This is a genomic window from Paenibacillus sp. JMULE4, assembly GCF_013337105.1.
In the GTDB taxonomy this organism is placed as follows: domain Bacteria; phylum Bacillota; class Bacilli; order Paenibacillales; family NBRC-103111; genus Paenibacillus_G; species Paenibacillus_G naphthalenovorans.
In genome coordinates, this window is sequence record NZ_SGWF01000016.1 from 247,934 (window position 1) to 262,919 (window position 14,986).

A 14,986-nucleotide genomic window follows, 5' to 3' on the forward strand; every position below is an offset into this window, starting at 1 on the left:
AAAAGTGTTACGAGTACAACAATTTTTTCCTAAGGCAAAAAATGAGGGTGTCAAAAACTGTACGCAAAGTGTTTGTCTGTATAGTGGAGAACAGGGTGAATAACAAGTTTTACAAGGAGGAATTTTCAAAAGGGAAGCGATGGTAAATAGGGCTTGCTGAACGGGTCACATTTTACGGTAGCAGGAGCAAGCGGACTGCGAGTCTCGACAACAGCCATTGCAAAACAGGCAAAAAGAGAACCCGGAGTCTCTTTTCGAGGTTCATCACCAGCAGTTGCAGCCCGATTATGGTCTCGCTCGTCGTCTGAAGGTGCGCTCGAATACGGCCAAGCCCGTAGCTGCGCTTGCCCTCGCCGAACTTTCCTTCCACCGCATTGCGCGCGGTTGTATCCGCCTTGGCGATTTTCTTCTGCTCTTGCTGATCGGCTGACGGACGACCCAATTGCGGTCCGCTCAATCGTATTCCCTTCTCCTTGCAGAAGCGCAAGTTGTCCCGCGTGCGGTAAATCTGATCGGCCAGCACCGCTTTCGGATAAGTGCCGAACCGAGCGCGGTAGCGTTCCACTGCAGCCTGCAACGTCTGGCCTTCGTTGTAGTTGTCCCAGGACAGGTGCTCCCGGAACGCATAACCGTTCACCACGCTGATCGCCAGCTTCGCCCCGAACTCGACGTTCGCGCGGGCTTTGCCGCGCACGATCGGCCTCACGTGCGGCTGCGCGATGCTGACGATCCGATCCGGTACGCTGTGCGTACGTTTGTCGTACATCGCTTGCTGCTGGCGAACCAGTTCCTGAATGACCAGAAGTTCCTTGTACATGCGGCGTGGCAGCCGCGTCAGGCCGCCCGTGGAGGCAAGTTCGGCGATGATGCGCAGATCACGGGACACGAACCGCAACTGCTTGCGGATTGCTTTGCGCATCGTGCGCGGCTTCACGCGCCTTTGCTTGGCAACCGCCAGATAGGCTTTGCGGGCACGCTCCCGGTATATTCTTGGCTTGCGAGTCTTTCCGCGTTCCGGTTCATGCAGGATGTCGATGATTTGCTCCAGCTTTTCTCTGGCCTGATTCAGAAGAGACAGATCCGTCGGGTAGGCGATGTCCGCCGGCGCGCAGGTCGCATCCAGCAGCAGTTCGCCCTCGTTCGTCAGTTCTATCTGCCGCGGCTGCGGTTCTGCCGATTCGTCGGATGTGTGCGCGGCAGCTCCGCCGCTTGGATCATCGTCGTCGTCCGATTGATCTGGAGATTCGCTGTTATTGCGCGATTCTTCGAGTGCGATCCACTCATTCACTTCATCGATGATCTCGCCGCCCAGCCGCTTGCGGAAATGCGTCATGAGCGAATGATGAAACGGACGTCGGTATTGGTATTCCGGAAGACCGAGGAAGTACTGCAAATACGGATTCTCCAGGATCTGCCGAAGCGTCTCCCGATCGTCGGTGCCCAGCCGCTCCTGGATGATGAGCGCGCCGAGCGCGACACGGATCGATACGGCTTTTTGACCCTTGAGGCTCTTTTTGAAGTTTTTCGCATACTTCTCCTCGATTTTCCACCAGGGAATCATCTGGGCCAGAAGCACCCAGCGGTTATCTTCTGCGAGCTTCCCGCCGAACGGCAGGAAGAAGTCGCCTGGCATGATCATTTGGCTCTCGGTTCGCTGATACAATTCGGACGCCTCCAAGTGCAAGGTTTTTCACGGTAAGCCTCTGTTTTCCTTGCACTTCATTTCGACAAAAGAGGCGCCAAACCCTTGCTACTATTGGCTTTTTCTTTCGTTCAGCAAGCCCTAAATAGCCTTGCTTCCCTTTCGATATTTGGTAGACACAGTATTCTGATTGCTTATTCGGAAGGTAGTAAATTTACCTAGACATGACGATATGGGTCACTAGTTCAAAAATGATTCTGGATTTATTGCCTTTTCATTAACCCGAACTTCAAAATGCAAATGAGGTCCAGTGGAACGGCCAGTAGAACCAACTTCACCAATGAGTTGGCCGCGTTTTACCAAATCCCCTTTTTTCACTTTTATGCCGTTCATCCTCATATGAGGATATAGGGTCCAAAGACCGTTTCCATGATCGATAACTACCGTATTTCCATAAGTGCTCCACCACTGAGCAACAATTACTGTCCCTGCTTCAGCTGCGAGGATGGATGTTCCTGAAGGGGCGCCGATATCGAGACCATTATGAGAAGCCCCCGATTTACCAGTTATAGGATCGATACGAGTTCCAAAATTCGATGTAATGGGGTACTTTTTAGGAAGAGGCCACTGAAGCTTGCTATTTGACGATTTTACACTAGTATTGCTTCTGGCTTTCAGCAGTGCAGCTTGCTTACTCGCTAAAGCCATCAATTTCTTTTCTTGTTCTTCCGATACTTCCTCCAGATATTCTTCTTTTTGATTTAGTGACAGGATAGCAACTTCTTTGTTTTTTTCTTTTAGAGCGAGCTCGGACTTTACACGTTCTGCTTCTTGTAATAATAGCTTTAATGATTCCTGCTGCTGCTTAATGGCTAAATTGGTTTGAGCAATCATTTCACGGTCTTTTTCCAAAGAATCTAATAGCCGCTTGTCCTGCTCCAGAATAGACTTGAGGGCTTCAAATCTTTCGATAAAATCCCCGAAACTAGTTGAGCTGAAAAGAACGTCGAAATATGAAATCATTCCATTCATATACATCACTTTCAACCGAGTTTCCATTGATTTTTTGCGTTCATCAACTCGTTCAATGGCTTCATTTAACCGGTTCACATTATCCTGAAGTTCTGAATCTTTTATTTTCAGCTTCTGCTGAAGATCAAAAAGTTTCTCTCCTGCAGCATCCATCTGACCCTGAATAGCTGTTATTTCCGATTTTATTTTGTTTTTTTTGTTGCTCAATTTGGTTAATTTCTTTCGTTATTGTTGATGATTTTGCTTTTTCTTCGGTGATAGACTTATTAATTTTATTTAGTTCTTGATTAATTTGACTTTGATTCATCTGAGCAATCCCGGTATTAGGGAGAATGGCAGACAGTATCAAAGTCGAAATAATGAAATAGTAGCTTTTTCTCATGTTTCCTCCTCTGCAGCAAAGATTCAAAAGAACTACCATAATAAAAACTACAATACATCGTTTTTAAAGTCAAATTTTGTCGGAATAAGCTATAGTTATACGGCTCCAGTGTCGTGGTGCTTTTCTTACTAATTAGTTACCCCTGAAAAAGTCGGGCTATTTTGACAAAATAAAAAGGAATTCGGCACCTCAAAATGGAAATTGTTATTGTCCAGATAACAATCCATCCATCCCCGAGGGAAGAATTCCTTTGTTTAAGGAGTTCAACGCAGAGCCTCGGGAATCCTTCCTTGAGGTGATGAAAATGTTGAAACTTCGTGACGAGCAAATAACGATGTGGGATGCGATTCTTCCGGAAGCTGTTAGAACGCTGCCGGCCGAACTTGCCATCATCGATCGCTTGCTGGACGACGAAAAATTTCTTCAACCATTCGCGAAGCTGCATCCGAAAGGCAAGAAGAGCGGTCGCCCTACGCTGGCGATCGAGAAGTACATCCGTCTTATGGTCTTGAAACACAAATATAATTTGGGCTACGAGTCGCTCGTGAAGGAAGTTGGCGACAGCATCACCTGGCGAATGTTCTGCCGTATTGCCATCGATGAGAAGATGCCGGATCCGTCCACGCTCATCTATGCCCGCAAACGCTACGGCGATAAAATCGCCCAGGACATCAACGCTGCGCTTATCAAACAGTGTGAAGAAAAAGCGATTCTGAAAACCCGTAAATTCCGTACAGACACGACTGTCGTGGAATCCGACATTCATCACCCGACAGATGCTACGCTATTGCAGGATGGTGTGAAGGTCATCACGCGAATGATTCAGAAAATCCGCAAGGTCGCTTCCCACGCCGTTCAAGGCTTTGAAGATCGTACGGCTGAAGTTAAAGAAAAGATTCTGTCCATCGCCAAAGTACTGCGGCGTCGCACACGGGAATCGTGGGAAGAAGTTGACAAGATTACGCAAAGCGTAATCGAAGTAACCGACAGCGTCGTAAAGGGTGCACAAAGCGTCGTAGAAAAACTGCAAGACAAGGGCAAAACGGCCGTTCAGCAAAGCAAAGCAAAACTGTCGGCGGCGGTCGAGCTTACCGGGAAACTGCTGGAACAAGCCAGACAGGTCGTCTCCGGCAATCGTATCATCGCCGATCGTATCGTCAGCTTCTTTGACCCCGAAGCCAGGCCGATCAAGAAGGGCAAGCTAGCCAAAGGCACGGAGTTCGGATACAAGGTGCGAATCGACGAGACGGAAAGCGGCTTCGTCACCGGTTACGCCGTCTACGAGGGAAATCCCTCTGATGACGAATTGCTTGTTCCCGCCATAGAAGCACATATCAAGCAGTTCGGCAAAGCACCGCAGGCCGTAGCCACCGACCGCGGCTTCTCAAGCAAGAAGAATGAAGCAGCCATTACTGAACTTGGTGTAAAGCGAGCCAGCTTGCCGCGAAAGGGCAAGAAAGGCATTGCCCGCACGGAGTACGAAAACGAAAAATGGTTTAAGGACTTGCAGCGTTACCGTGCAGCCGGAGAAGCGAAGATTAGTCTTCTCAAGCGCAAGTACGGTTTGAACCGCAGCAGGTACCGGGGCTTTGCTGGCTCAAAATGCTGGGTCGGCTTCGGAATCCTGACCCACAATCTGCAAAGAGCAGCAAAAATGCTTCAAAACTAAGGTAGAAATAGAAATCCGGGGGAACCGACATCCACAAAACCACTCGGCTCCCCGAGACCATTTTTAAAATTGGACTTTTTCAGGAGCAACTAATTATTCTGCGACGTTTGGAACTGCAGCAAATGCCGCTGTCTGAATTTTTAGCTTTGCAGTTTGTCTGGATTCCAATTTTGCAAATCATCCTTTTGTCGACCAGCACCCTTCTGCTGCGCAACAAACTTCAGCTCGTAGGCTTGGTGGTCGCGGTTTTGATCTGGCCATTTTCTACCGGCCATTCCACTTACCCGCGTTATGGGGGATACTTCGCTGTGGGCATGGATCTTGTCCACTTGCTTGCCGTCTCGGTTTGGATGGGGGGATTATGGACACCGATTCAATTGAAATTCACGCCGGAAAATGGACAGGTGCAAGTTGAAGCTGTCGAGGAACCACAAGACGTGCTGATTCGCGTGCAGGATTCGGGCAGCGGCATTGGGCAAGAGGATTTACCGTATATCTTTGAGCGATTTTACCGGGGGGACAAGTCGCGAAACCGGAAAACCGGCGGCAGCGGTTTGGGGTTAACTATCGTAAAGAAGCTAGTCACCGCTCATGGCGGGCAAGTGTGGGCAGAAAGCAAGCATGGAACAAGTTTACTATCCGACTGCCTAAAGAAAACCGTTCATTTTAAGCCAAACACCTGTACATCTACACAGGATCTTCACAAGTGCTGGTTATACTTATACTATCCAGCCAATCGTCTGACTTGGCGCGGAGATCAACACATAGAAAATCGGTTTAGGGGGATGTTTTCCTGAAAAAAATCTTCACACTCGCGATGGCAGTTGTCATAGCAGCAGCGGTCACAGCATGTTCCAAGAAAACGGCCGACGATGGGCATGGCTCCCACGATGCGGGGGGTACAGCATTTACGCACATTCATGGCCTTGGTTACTCCAGCGACGGCAAACGTCTTTTGATTCCGGCACTTAACGGGCTAAAAGTTTATGCCGATGGCAAGTGGAGTGACGCCCCAGGGGAGAAGCATGATTATATGGGTTTTTCGATGGCCGATAACGGTTTTTACAGCAGCGGTCATCCTGCAGTCGGTTCCACCTACAAAAATCCCATGGGCCTGATTAAAAGTACCGATGAAGGGAAATCCATTACCGTTCTGGCTTTGGAGGGTGAAGTGGAACTTCATGGCATGAGCGTGAGTTACCGAACGCATACCGTTTATGTCCTGAATTCCGAGCCAAAATCGAAAATGAAGCATGCTGGGTTGTTCTACAGTCGAGATGAGGGCAAGACGTGGGTGAACAGCCCAATGACTGGTCTTTCCGGGCAGATTACGGCGTTCGCAGTTCATCCGACACAGGACACGATCGTCACCATCGGCACAACCTCGGGTGCTTATCTTTCGAAGGATAACGGTCAAACGTTTGCCGCTGTTTATACCGACCAGCCGGTTTCTGCATAAGCTTTTACGGATCAAGGGGAGCTGCTGATCGGTACCAGAAAATCCGAACTGGTTAACGTTAATCTGGAAACGAAACAACCGGTCACCATTAAAACGCCGGTGCAAAACGGTGACGTGATTGCGTACCTATCGGGGAGCCCGACCAGTCCGAAAGAATGGGCCTCCGCCACCGAAAAAAAGACGTTTATGTTTCCACTGATAATGGTGTCGCTTGGCAGCAAATCGTTGATCAAGGACAAGCCAAAAAAAACCATGAATAGGAGGTTGTGAAATGAAAAAAAACATGGCCAAGATAATGAAAGTCGGAATCGTTTCTGTGGCTACGGCCTTGGCTTTGACGGGCTGTTTCAACAATAACGATTCGTCCTCGCAGCAAGAGGGACATAATACGGGTGTGGGGCAGCAGGAGAGTACCACCCAAAGTCAACCGGCGACAGCGGTTAAAAGTCCATGGTTGGCATCGAAAAACACGACGCGCATCAACACAAACGATCCGGCCGAGGCTGCCGCCGTTATATCGCAAACCCTCTGGATGGCCACAAGTGATGATAACCGGCCGGGCGGCGTGGTCCTTGCGAATCCACAGGATTGGCAAACGACGCTGGCTAGCGCGGATTTGATTCACCATCCGAATAACGGTCCTGTGTTATTCGTGAATAAGGAGGGGATTCCCGACGTCACCTTAAACGAACTCAAGCGGCTAAAGCCGAAAGGCGTGGAGATGAACAGCGGCGTTCAGGTCGTGCTCGTCGGCGATCTCGGTCAAAAAGTAGAGGATCAAGTCAAGGAGCTTGGACTGAAAACGGATAAAATCGCAGGCGGCAATCCAGCAGCGGTAGCCAAAGCAATTGATGCCTATTATACGAAAACCGCAGGTGAGAATCCGCCTTCGGTCATCGTTGGTTCGATGGACAGTCAGGAATATACGATCCCTGCGGTAAACTGGATCGCTCACATGCCGGAGCCATTGCTTTATGTCAAAAAGGATGAAGTTCCTGCGGAAACTATAGATGCCCTAAAAACGCGTGGAGGAAAAGCCAATATCTACATTCTTGGACCGGAATCTGTAGTATCCGCAAACGTGGAAAAGCAATTGGATGAATACGGGAAGGTTGTTCGGATTGCCGGGAACGATCCGTATGAAAATGCCGTTGCGTTTGCGAAATACAAAGACCCAGCAACCGGTTTTGGATGGGGCATTACCACGCCGGGACACAATTTTTCGTTTGTAAGTAAGGATACGCCAGCCTTGGCGCTGGCCGCTGCGCCGTTCTCCCATTTAGGTAAACATGCGCCGCTGCTTTGGACCAATAAAGCTAAGATGCCGGATTCCGTTATGTCGTATGTGATGTCTATTCAACCGAAGTATAAAGAATCTCCCACCGAAGGGCCTTACAATCATGCTTGGTTAACCGGCGGCGATGACGCACTTAGCGCCGCGGCACAGGGCGAGATCGATACGATGCTTGAGATCGTATCCGCATCTGGGGAAGGCCATGGAGGTCATGGTGGTGGCACAACGAACACAGGCACCACACAGCCAAATACTACCGGAGGATCAGCAGGACATGATATGTTTAGCATGCCGGGCATGAAACATTAATGAATGGTTTTACTCTCAAATGGGGTAACCATATAGAACAAACAAAAGGAGGCTACTACCCATGTCGCACGAACAATTTCAATCCTGCATTGAGGAATGTATCCGTTGTATGCAAGGGGGTGCAATCACTGTTATGACGCTTGTCTAAAAGAAGATCATGTCGCGATGATGAAAGAATGCATTCGTTTGGACCGGGAATGTGCCGATATTTGTGCCTTCACCGCGCAAGCAATGTCGATGAACAGTTCCTACGCGAAAGAGCTCTGCCGTATCTGTGCGGAGGTTTGTGAGGCTTGCGGGAATGAATGCAAAAAGCATGAACACGAGCACTATCAACGTTGTGCCGAAGCGTGCTTCTCCTGTGCGAAAGCTTGCAGGGCCATGGCCGCGTAACGGATTGATATCAGCTAAGTAATTTGCTCAATCCCCCTATGCAACTGAGGCCACTGAAAAAGTCCGCCATCTAGAAAAAGGTACAGTTCTTCAAGAAAATTGAAGAGGCTGTACCTTTTTTGCCGTATAATGGAGTCATCACGAAAAGCGGGTGAGAGCGGATGATTCGGCAACAACAAACCTTAGTTCTGAGTCCTTATGCGGCACTGTATGACATCGTCGTTCCAAAGGACAATATGCTCCGTCAAATCAACGAACTGGTGGATTTCACTTTCATTTATGAAGAACTAGAAGCGAAATACTGTCTGGACAATGGACGTAACGCCATTGATCCCATTCGCATGTTTAAATACTTGCTGCTGAAAGCCATCTTTGAACTGTCTGACGTAGACATTGTCGAACGCTCGAAGTACGACATGTCGTTTAAATACTTCCTCGGCATGGCACCGGAGGATTCTGTTATCGACCCGAGCTCCCTGACAAAATTCCGCAAACTGCGGTTAAGAGATATGAATTTGTTGGACATGCTCATTGGTAAGACGGTGGTTCTTGCTATTGAGCAGAATATTCTGAAGAGTAACTCCATTATCGTGGACGCTACGCATACGAAAGCACGTTACAACCAGAAGTCACCGCAAGAAATCCTGCAAGATCGTGCGCGGAAATTGCGTAAAGCGGTGTATACCATGGATGAGTCGGCTAAATCGAAAATGCCAGCAAAGAACACTACCCATGTACTTGAAGACGAAATCGAGTATTGTCAGAAGCTCGTCGCCTTCATCGAAACCGAATCCGGGATCGCACAAGTGCCGAAAATTCTAGAGCCTCTTAACCTGCTGAAGGAAACCGTAGCGGATGACGTTGAACACCTTCGTCTGGCGGCGGATCCGGATGCGCGGGTCGGACATAAGAGTACAGACTCTGCCTTCTTTGGATACAAAACACATCTGGCGATCACCGAGGAACGCATCATTACAGCGGCTGTTATTACAACGGGCGAAAAGAATGACGGTAAACAATTGCAGACACTCATCGAAAAAAGCAAGGCAACCGGCATGCAGATCAAAACCGTCATAGGCGATACAGCTTACTCCGAGAAAGATAACATTGTATACACGAAGAATAATAAGATTGAACTGGTAGCCAAGCTTAATCCACTCATTACGCAAGGCAACCGTAAGAAAGAGGACGAATTTCTTTTCAACAAAGATGCCGGCATGTACGTATGCCCGGCTGGCCACATGGCCATCCGTAAAGCTCGACAAGGCAAGAAAGGCGTCGGTAAAAACCAGGTGGACACCTATTATTTTGATGTAGAGCGATGCAAGCGTTGTCCGCTCAAAGAAGGCTGTTACAAGGAAGGCGCCAAAAGCAAGAGCTATTCCGTAAGTATTAAATCTGAAGAACACTCGGAGCAAATAGCTTTCCAAGAGACGGAGTATTTTAAAGAAAAGTCCAAGGAGCGCTACAAAATTGAAGCGAAAAACAGTGAGCTCAAACACAGGCACGGGTATGATGTAGCCACATCCTCGGGTCTATTTGGCATGGAGCTTCAAGGCGCTATGGCCATATTTGCCATAAATCTCAAGCGAATATTGAAGTTAGCTGATTAAAACTTCTAGCTCGAATGACCGGATATGATCTAAAAAAGAAGACATCCGTCCCAATATTGAGGACAGATGTCTTTTTTGTGGTTGTTCAGGCTATTGAGACAAAAAAACGATAGTTCTTCAGTGGCCTCATGCAACTAGGGGGATTTTTAAATGAATCCACTACATAGAAGCAGGGAGGGCAGATGAAACGATGAATGGTTCCATGATGAACGGTTCTATGATGTTTATGATGTGCATGATGAACTGATTCAGCCTTTGGGAGTATTAAAAAAGCACTCCGCTTGGGAGTGCAGAATATTATTGAATTCCTAACATTAATGCAGTATAAGCGGTACAGACAAATAAAATCCCAAAAACCGTTGCCAATCCGCTGTTTATTCGCTTTTGGAATAATATCAGCATTGAGAGCAAAAAGAGTACTGCAATAAATGCTAACAAAATGCTGGTTTCGTTTGGCACCAAATGTATTGAAGTTGAAGGCTCGATTGTTTCCTGATAAAAAGTTTGGAACAATGCAGATGGCTTCTCAAATTGGATGACAGCCGCGAGATTCTCTGTTGGAGATTGCTGTCCCATTACCGCCATTGCAGAGAAAACCAGTAAAGCAAAAATGCTTTCTGCCTTGACCCACGGTATCGGATTAAATTGTGGATTAGAGTATAGTTTTCTTTTTACCAAAACACCATTTATAAAGGCAAATGTCAGCAAAGGTATAATAAATAAGTGTTTAAATAGTAAAGCTTGACCATAAGGAACGATCCACGAATTCACGTAATCGGGTACTAAAAGCGTCATTAAAAAGAAGCCAGCACTTATTGTTGCGACTAAGCAAATTAAAGCAACTGGACTAAACCATTTTAAAAAAGCTAGCCAATTATCACTGTTCTTGGAAAACCAGGAGACGACTAATAAAGTACCTATCCAAATGCATACGGCCAGAAAATGAATTCCGTGTGGAATAAAGCCCTTTAACTGATAACTGGCTGTGCAATGGCTGGCCCAGCCAAATGCCAATATTAAAGCAAATGTAAATATTGATGTTATATATTCAAGTTTTGGTTCATTTGTATTTTTCTTAATGTAGCGTACACTTATCAATACAGCGGCTAATACTAATGTTATCAGCCAAGCGTGTCCTATATTAAAATCAAACAGTATTCCTTTAAAAATAACTCCAAACTCAGCTTCAAATTCTCCTGAAAGCATAGTCGTAATCCTCAGAAGTGGGAAAAAGGATAAAACAGCTATTCCGACTATAGATACGTTCACTAACCAATCAGGAACTATAATTTCAGGACGCTTATGTTCAGGTACAAATGTTAATATTTGATGTCCGACTAAGATACAAAAGCAACAATATAAAAGGAATTCAGTAATATATACCATTTCTTCTCCTTAAAATAGTCATGATGAAGGCCCCGAAAACAAACACGGCCCTTTCACAAAACCAAATCAAAACTGTAACGCTATTGTAAAATGGATATCTCGAACTTATTATACAAGAAAAAAAAGGCAGTTAGTTAAATAAATGAAGCGATATTTTGAACATTCTCAATAGAACTTCCTCTAATCTTTTGGTGCTATACTAAGAGTCTCTAAAAGTTTCATGAGATTGTCATTAATATACTACATCGCATAGTATTTAATCAATAATCGATGTGGTACTTTATATATAATGATATGATCATTTATTAATTTAGTAGGCCTGCATACGGATAAACATTACGAGGTGATCTATGTTTACAACGGATATTACAATTTGGGTAGCATTAGGAGCGGGAATTCTTTCTTTCGTGTCACCATGCTGTTTACCGCTGTATCCAAGCTTCATTTCGTATATTACCGGTGTTTCTGTCAAGGATATTGAAGAGAGAAATCATTTGCAGAAAAAGAGGGTGCTCTTACATACGCTCTTCTTTATAATGGGATTTTCAATCATTTATATCGCTTTAGGTATGTCGGCAAGTTTGATAGGACAATTGTTTACGTCAAATCAAAATTTACTACGACAGTTGGGCGGAATTTTGATTGTGGTTATGGGGCTAACAATGGTAGGGATTTTCAAGCCAACATGGATGTTGAAGGAAAAGAGGGTTCAGTTGAATTCAAGACCGGTAGGGTATGTAGGTTCATTCCTTGTTGGCATTACCTATGCAGCAGGTTGGACTCCGTGCATTGGACCGATCTTGACGACAATTATGACACTCGGGGTTACAAATCCGGAGCAATCGGTGTACTACTTAACGGCCTATATGATCGGATTTGCCGTACCATTTTTCATTATGAGCTTTTTTATTAGTCAGATTAAAATATTCCTGAAATATTCGGCCTTGATGATGAAAATTGGGGGAGGGATGATGGTAGTCGTCGGCATACTTCTATATACAGATCAGATGACGAAAATTACCATTTTCTTTATTCGTTTATATGGAGGATTTACGGGATTCTGATGTTAACAGAATGGCCTATTATATAAGAACCGAAAACCGGGTGGTGCGCATGGAGGTAATTTCAAAGCTTATAGGAGCCGTGGCACCGGGGGTGTGCCTGCTTGCTTATTTTATTTAAAAGACCAGTTAAAACCAGAGCCTTTTAAACTGGTAATCAAAGTGTTTATCATTGGCGGATTAGTCGTGTTTCCGTTAATCGTTGTGCAGAGTATACTTGCTCCTTATAATGGGGGCATATGGATCGAGTCCTTCCTGCTGTCGGGATTGTTTGAGGAGTTCATCAAATGGTTTCTGCTGTACTTTTTAATATACAACCATACTGAGTTTGATGAATTTTTTGATGGAATTGTGTACGCCGTAGCGATAGCGGCTGGTTTTGCAACGGTTGAAAACCTTTTTATGTTATTCTAGGGAACGGAAACGAGTTTTCTGTAATCTGGACGCGTGCACTGCTTCCTGTTTCCGGACACGTTTTGTTTGGGATTACTATGGGATACTATTTTGCTAAAATGAAAAACAATCCGAAAATACGGTACTATATTCTTTCCATCCTCCTCCCAGCTTGTTTTCATGGTGTATTTAACCTTATGAATCATTTGGAAATGCCATTTGGCCGTGGATTACTTATTACATTTATGAGCTTCCTTTGGTGGTTTAATATTCGAAAAATGAATCTCAGTATTGGCAAGGGTGCGGTGGGTCTTGCAGAAAAATAGGAGCCATTCCTGTAATGAATGAATTCGAGGTTTGAATGAAAAAAGTACCTTCTGTATACTGGGGAACGTTCCGACCAAAGAACAAATCCCAGCGCAGGAGGCACTCTACAATGAAGTATAAACACGCCAGGAAACAGAATCAACGAATTCAACAAATTACCGAATCAACTCTTGTTGTCGGAGCCGACATTGCCAAGAAAACACATGTCGCCAGAGCCGTCGATTTCCGCGGAATCGAGCTCGGTAAAGACTGCGTGTTCGGCAATGATCATCAAGGCTTAACGAAACATGTAACGTGGATGAAGGAGCTTCAGCGGCGACATCACAAGACGGAAATCGTCTTGGGGATCGAGCCCACCGGACACTACTGGTTTCCACTGGCTGAATATCTGCAGCGTGAAGGCGTAAGAGTCGTCGTTGTTAACCCGCATCACGTAAACAAGAGCAAAGAGCTTGAGGACAACTCACCGACCAAGAACGATTACAAAGACGCCAAGGTTATCGCCGATCTGGTGCGCAATGGGAAATACAGCGAGCCTAAATTGCCGATGAACGTCTACGCAGATCTTCGGATCCTGATGAATCTTCGGGAGAAGGTCATGGTTAACTTCGGCCAAGTCCAGCGCCGCATTCAGAATTGGTTAGACCGCTTCTTTCCGGAGTATGGCCAGGTGTTTAAGGACTGGGAGGGCAAGGCTTCGCTGATTACGCTGAGTGAATTCCCGACTCCGAGCGAGATTGCGGCGCTAGGTGTGGGCGCAATCGTGCGTCGTTGGAAAGAAGACGTAAAGCGCGCCGTCGGTCCCAAACGAGCGTCGCAGTTGCTTGAAACGGCGAGAACCTCCATCGGCCTTAAACAAGGACTGGCAGCAGCGAAAATCGAGCTGAAGACTCTTCTGGAGCAATACGAGATGTTCGCCAAGCAGCTTGAGGACATCATGATGGAAGTGGAGCGTTTGTTAGCTCAAATTCCGGGAACGAAAGAAATGCTGACCATCCCTGGTGTTGCCATCGTGACGCTCGCCGGCTTCCTGGCTGAAGTCGGGGACCTTAGTGGTTACGACCACGGCCAGCAGATTATTCGGCTCGCTGGCTTAAATCTAAAAGAAAACAGCTCTGGCAAGAAGAAAGGCAAATCGACGATTACAAAGCGTGGCAGATCCAGGCTTCGGGCTTTGTTGTTCCGAGCGATGATGCCGATGGTGGCGAAGAACGCCGAGTTTAAGGCGTTGCACCAGTACTTCACGAAGCGAAGTCACAACCCGCTGAAAAAGAAGCAATCCATTGTGGCGCTCTGTGGTAAATTAATCCGAGTATTGTACACGCTAGGCACCAAACGCATTCCGTACCAGCCATCCGATGTTCTGGGGCCGGTACGTCAGGCCCAGTTACAGATGGCAGCTTAATTCAAACCATTTTCACGTTTCTCACACAGAACTTGAAATAAACCAACGACAATTGAAGCACGGAGCAGCCGTAGGATCTATTTCCATAAGGGCAACGACCCAGTAAAGGAGCAAGGAAACGGCGTCCACACCTCGAGAGGCAGAACGAAGGAATGTAAGGGCTAAGACCCAGCGTGACATGGGAGGAGGGTAAGCCGTCGGGGGAATAGAGTGGATATCCAGAGTGCGGTCATACGACTCATCCATAGATTGGGAACAGCGTCCCAACCTCTATTCCCGCCTCCGCCTCCTCCAGATAATTATGTCATAGCTACATGACTTCTCCATCTTTCAGGATGGTCGATGGTTGAAAATCTAAGAACGAGTGAGAAAACGCGAGAAAACATTAAATAATAGTGGGAGGAAACAAACAATGGAAAATCCCAATGGTCGTTTTTTGCTTAAATGGGCCAGCACGCGGAAGTTGGGTAGGCAAAGATATGTCTTTCGAAATGGTTTCATTGGCTTTGGAATAACACTGACTGTTTTGTTTACGCTTGTGGAATTCGTGACAAGAGGGTCGCTCGAAATGAGTTACTTAATCTCGAGAGTAGTGCTGCTCCCAACCCTCGGTATTATTAT

13 protein-coding genes and 1 pseudogene are annotated in these 14,986 nt (G+C 46.5%); 10 read left to right on the forward strand and 4 right to left on the reverse strand.

Features of this window, described 5'->3' with window-relative positions; all coding sequences use genetic code 11:
• Positions 1–172: 172 nt before the first annotated feature.
• The 3 genes from EXW96_RS18490 to EXW96_RS18500 form a co-directional block, all read right to left on the reverse strand.
• Entirely contained in the window at positions 173–1,663 is a 1,491-nt protein-coding gene (locus tag EXW96_RS18490; RefSeq protein ID WP_141336077.1) for an IS5 family transposase, read from the reverse strand.
• A 219-nt stretch (positions 1,664–1,882) separates the two neighbouring features.
• Positions 1,883–2,881 (reverse strand): murein hydrolase activator EnvC family protein, encoded by a 999-nt coding sequence (locus tag EXW96_RS18495; protein WP_174351129.1) that lies wholly within the window; start codon positions 2,879–2,881, stop codon positions 1,883–1,885.
• Complete coding sequence (locus EXW96_RS18500; RefSeq protein ID WP_174351130.1) at positions 2,799–3,056, reverse strand: hypothetical protein; 258 nt, start codon at positions 3,054–3,056, stop codon at positions 2,799–2,801. The genes EXW96_RS18495 and EXW96_RS18500 overlap by 83 nt, the downstream gene beginning before the upstream one ends.
• A 304-nt stretch (positions 3,057–3,360) precedes the next feature.
• Between EXW96_RS18500 and EXW96_RS18505 the strand changes: the two genes are divergently transcribed.
• The 6 genes and pseudogenes from EXW96_RS18505 (at position 3,361) to EXW96_RS18530 (ending at position 9,793) form a co-directional block, all read left to right on the forward strand.
• Positions 3,361–4,725, forward strand: a complete 1,365-nt coding sequence (locus EXW96_RS18505) for an ISNCY family transposase (RefSeq protein WP_074730150.1) — start codon at positions 3,361–3,363, stop codon at positions 4,723–4,725.
• Between the two features lie 122 nt (positions 4,726–4,847).
• Positions 4,848–5,522: a sensor histidine kinase gene (locus tag EXW96_RS28630; protein ID WP_141336113.1), complete on the forward strand. Its 675-nt coding sequence runs from the start codon at positions 4,848–4,850 to the stop codon at positions 5,520–5,522.
• 20 nt (positions 5,523–5,542) lie between these two features.
• Positions 5,543–6,184, forward strand: a complete 642-nt coding sequence (locus EXW96_RS18515; RefSeq protein ID WP_141336075.1) for a F510_1955 family glycosylhydrolase — start codon at positions 5,543–5,545, stop codon at positions 6,182–6,184.
• A 283-nt stretch (positions 6,185–6,467) separates the two neighbouring features.
• Positions 6,468–7,787 carry a cell wall-binding repeat-containing protein gene (locus EXW96_RS18520; RefSeq protein WP_141336112.1) on the forward strand — a complete coding sequence of 440 codons (1,320 nt, stop codon included), beginning with the start codon at positions 6,468–6,470 and terminating at the stop codon, positions 7,785–7,787.
• Between the two features lie 61 nt (positions 7,788–7,848).
• Positions 7,849–8,180, forward strand: a pseudogene (locus EXW96_RS18525) (four-helix bundle copper-binding protein).
• Between the two features lie 161 nt (positions 8,181–8,341).
• The gene (locus EXW96_RS18530; protein WP_174351131.1) at positions 8,342–9,793 is read left to right on the forward strand and encodes an IS1182 family transposase; all 1,452 of its coding nucleotides are present in this window, start codon (positions 8,342–8,344) and stop codon (positions 9,791–9,793) included.
• 297 nt (positions 9,794–10,090) lie between these two features.
• Here EXW96_RS18530 and EXW96_RS18535 read toward each other — a convergent pair whose 3' ends face one another.
• Positions 10,091–11,179 carry a copper resistance D family protein gene (locus tag EXW96_RS18535; RefSeq protein WP_141336074.1) on the reverse strand — a complete coding sequence of 363 codons (1,089 nt, stop codon included), beginning with the start codon at positions 11,177–11,179 and terminating at the stop codon, positions 10,091–10,093.
• Positions 11,180–11,529: 350 nt separating this feature from the next.
• Here EXW96_RS18535 and EXW96_RS18540 point away from each other — a divergent pair, with 350 nt between their 5' ends.
• From EXW96_RS18540 to EXW96_RS18555, 4 genes are all read left to right on the forward strand, one after another.
• Positions 11,530–12,243, forward strand: coding sequence for a cytochrome c biogenesis CcdA family protein (locus EXW96_RS18540; RefSeq protein ID WP_141336073.1), 714 nt, complete (start codon positions 11,530–11,532; stop codon positions 12,241–12,243).
• A 93-nt stretch (positions 12,244–12,336) separates the two neighbouring features.
• Positions 12,337–12,654, forward strand: coding sequence for a PrsW family glutamic-type intramembrane protease (locus EXW96_RS28635; protein WP_174351132.1), 318 nt, complete (start codon positions 12,337–12,339; stop codon positions 12,652–12,654).
• Between the two features lie 23 nt (positions 12,655–12,677).
• Positions 12,678–12,959: a PrsW family glutamic-type intramembrane protease gene (locus EXW96_RS28640; protein WP_375256466.1), complete on the forward strand. Its 282-nt coding sequence runs from the start codon at positions 12,678–12,680 to the stop codon at positions 12,957–12,959.
• 110 nt (positions 12,960–13,069) lie between these two features.
• Entirely contained in the window at positions 13,070–14,365 is a 1,296-nt protein-coding gene (locus tag EXW96_RS18555; RefSeq protein ID WP_141336071.1) for an IS110 family RNA-guided transposase, read from the forward strand.
• The last annotated feature ends 621 nt before the right edge of the window (positions 14,366–14,986 follow it).

What these genes read in the sequence shown, in the direction of transcription:
- EXW96_RS18500 (WP_174351130.1), bottom strand. Translation starts at nt 3,056, where the DNA reads ATGAGAAAAAGCTACTATTTCATTATTTCGACTTTGATACTGTCTGCC.
- EXW96_RS18505 (WP_074730150.1), top strand. Translation starts at nt 3,361, where the DNA reads ATGTTGAAACTTCGTGACGAGCAAATAACGATGTGGGATGCGATTCTT.
- EXW96_RS28630 (WP_141336113.1), top strand. Translation starts at nt 4,848, where the DNA reads ATGCCGCTGTCTGAATTTTTAGCTTTGCAGTTTGTCTGGATTCCAATT.
- EXW96_RS18515 (WP_141336075.1), top strand. Translation starts at nt 5,543, where the DNA reads ATGGCAGTTGTCATAGCAGCAGCGGTCACAGCATGTTCCAAGAAAACG.
- EXW96_RS18520 (WP_141336112.1), top strand. Translation starts at nt 6,468, where the DNA reads ATGGCCAAGATAATGAAAGTCGGAATCGTTTCTGTGGCTACGGCCTTG.
- EXW96_RS18530 (WP_174351131.1), top strand. Translation starts at nt 8,342, where the DNA reads ATGATTCGGCAACAACAAACCTTAGTTCTGAGTCCTTATGCGGCACTG.
- EXW96_RS18535 (WP_141336074.1), bottom strand. Translation starts at nt 11,179, where the DNA reads ATGGTATATATTACTGAATTCCTTTTATATTGTTGCTTTTGTATCTTA.
- EXW96_RS18540 (WP_141336073.1), top strand. Translation starts at nt 11,530, where the DNA reads ATGTTTACAACGGATATTACAATTTGGGTAGCATTAGGAGCGGGAATT.
- EXW96_RS18555 (WP_141336071.1), top strand. Translation starts at nt 13,070, where the DNA reads ATGAAGTATAAACACGCCAGGAAACAGAATCAACGAATTCAACAAATT.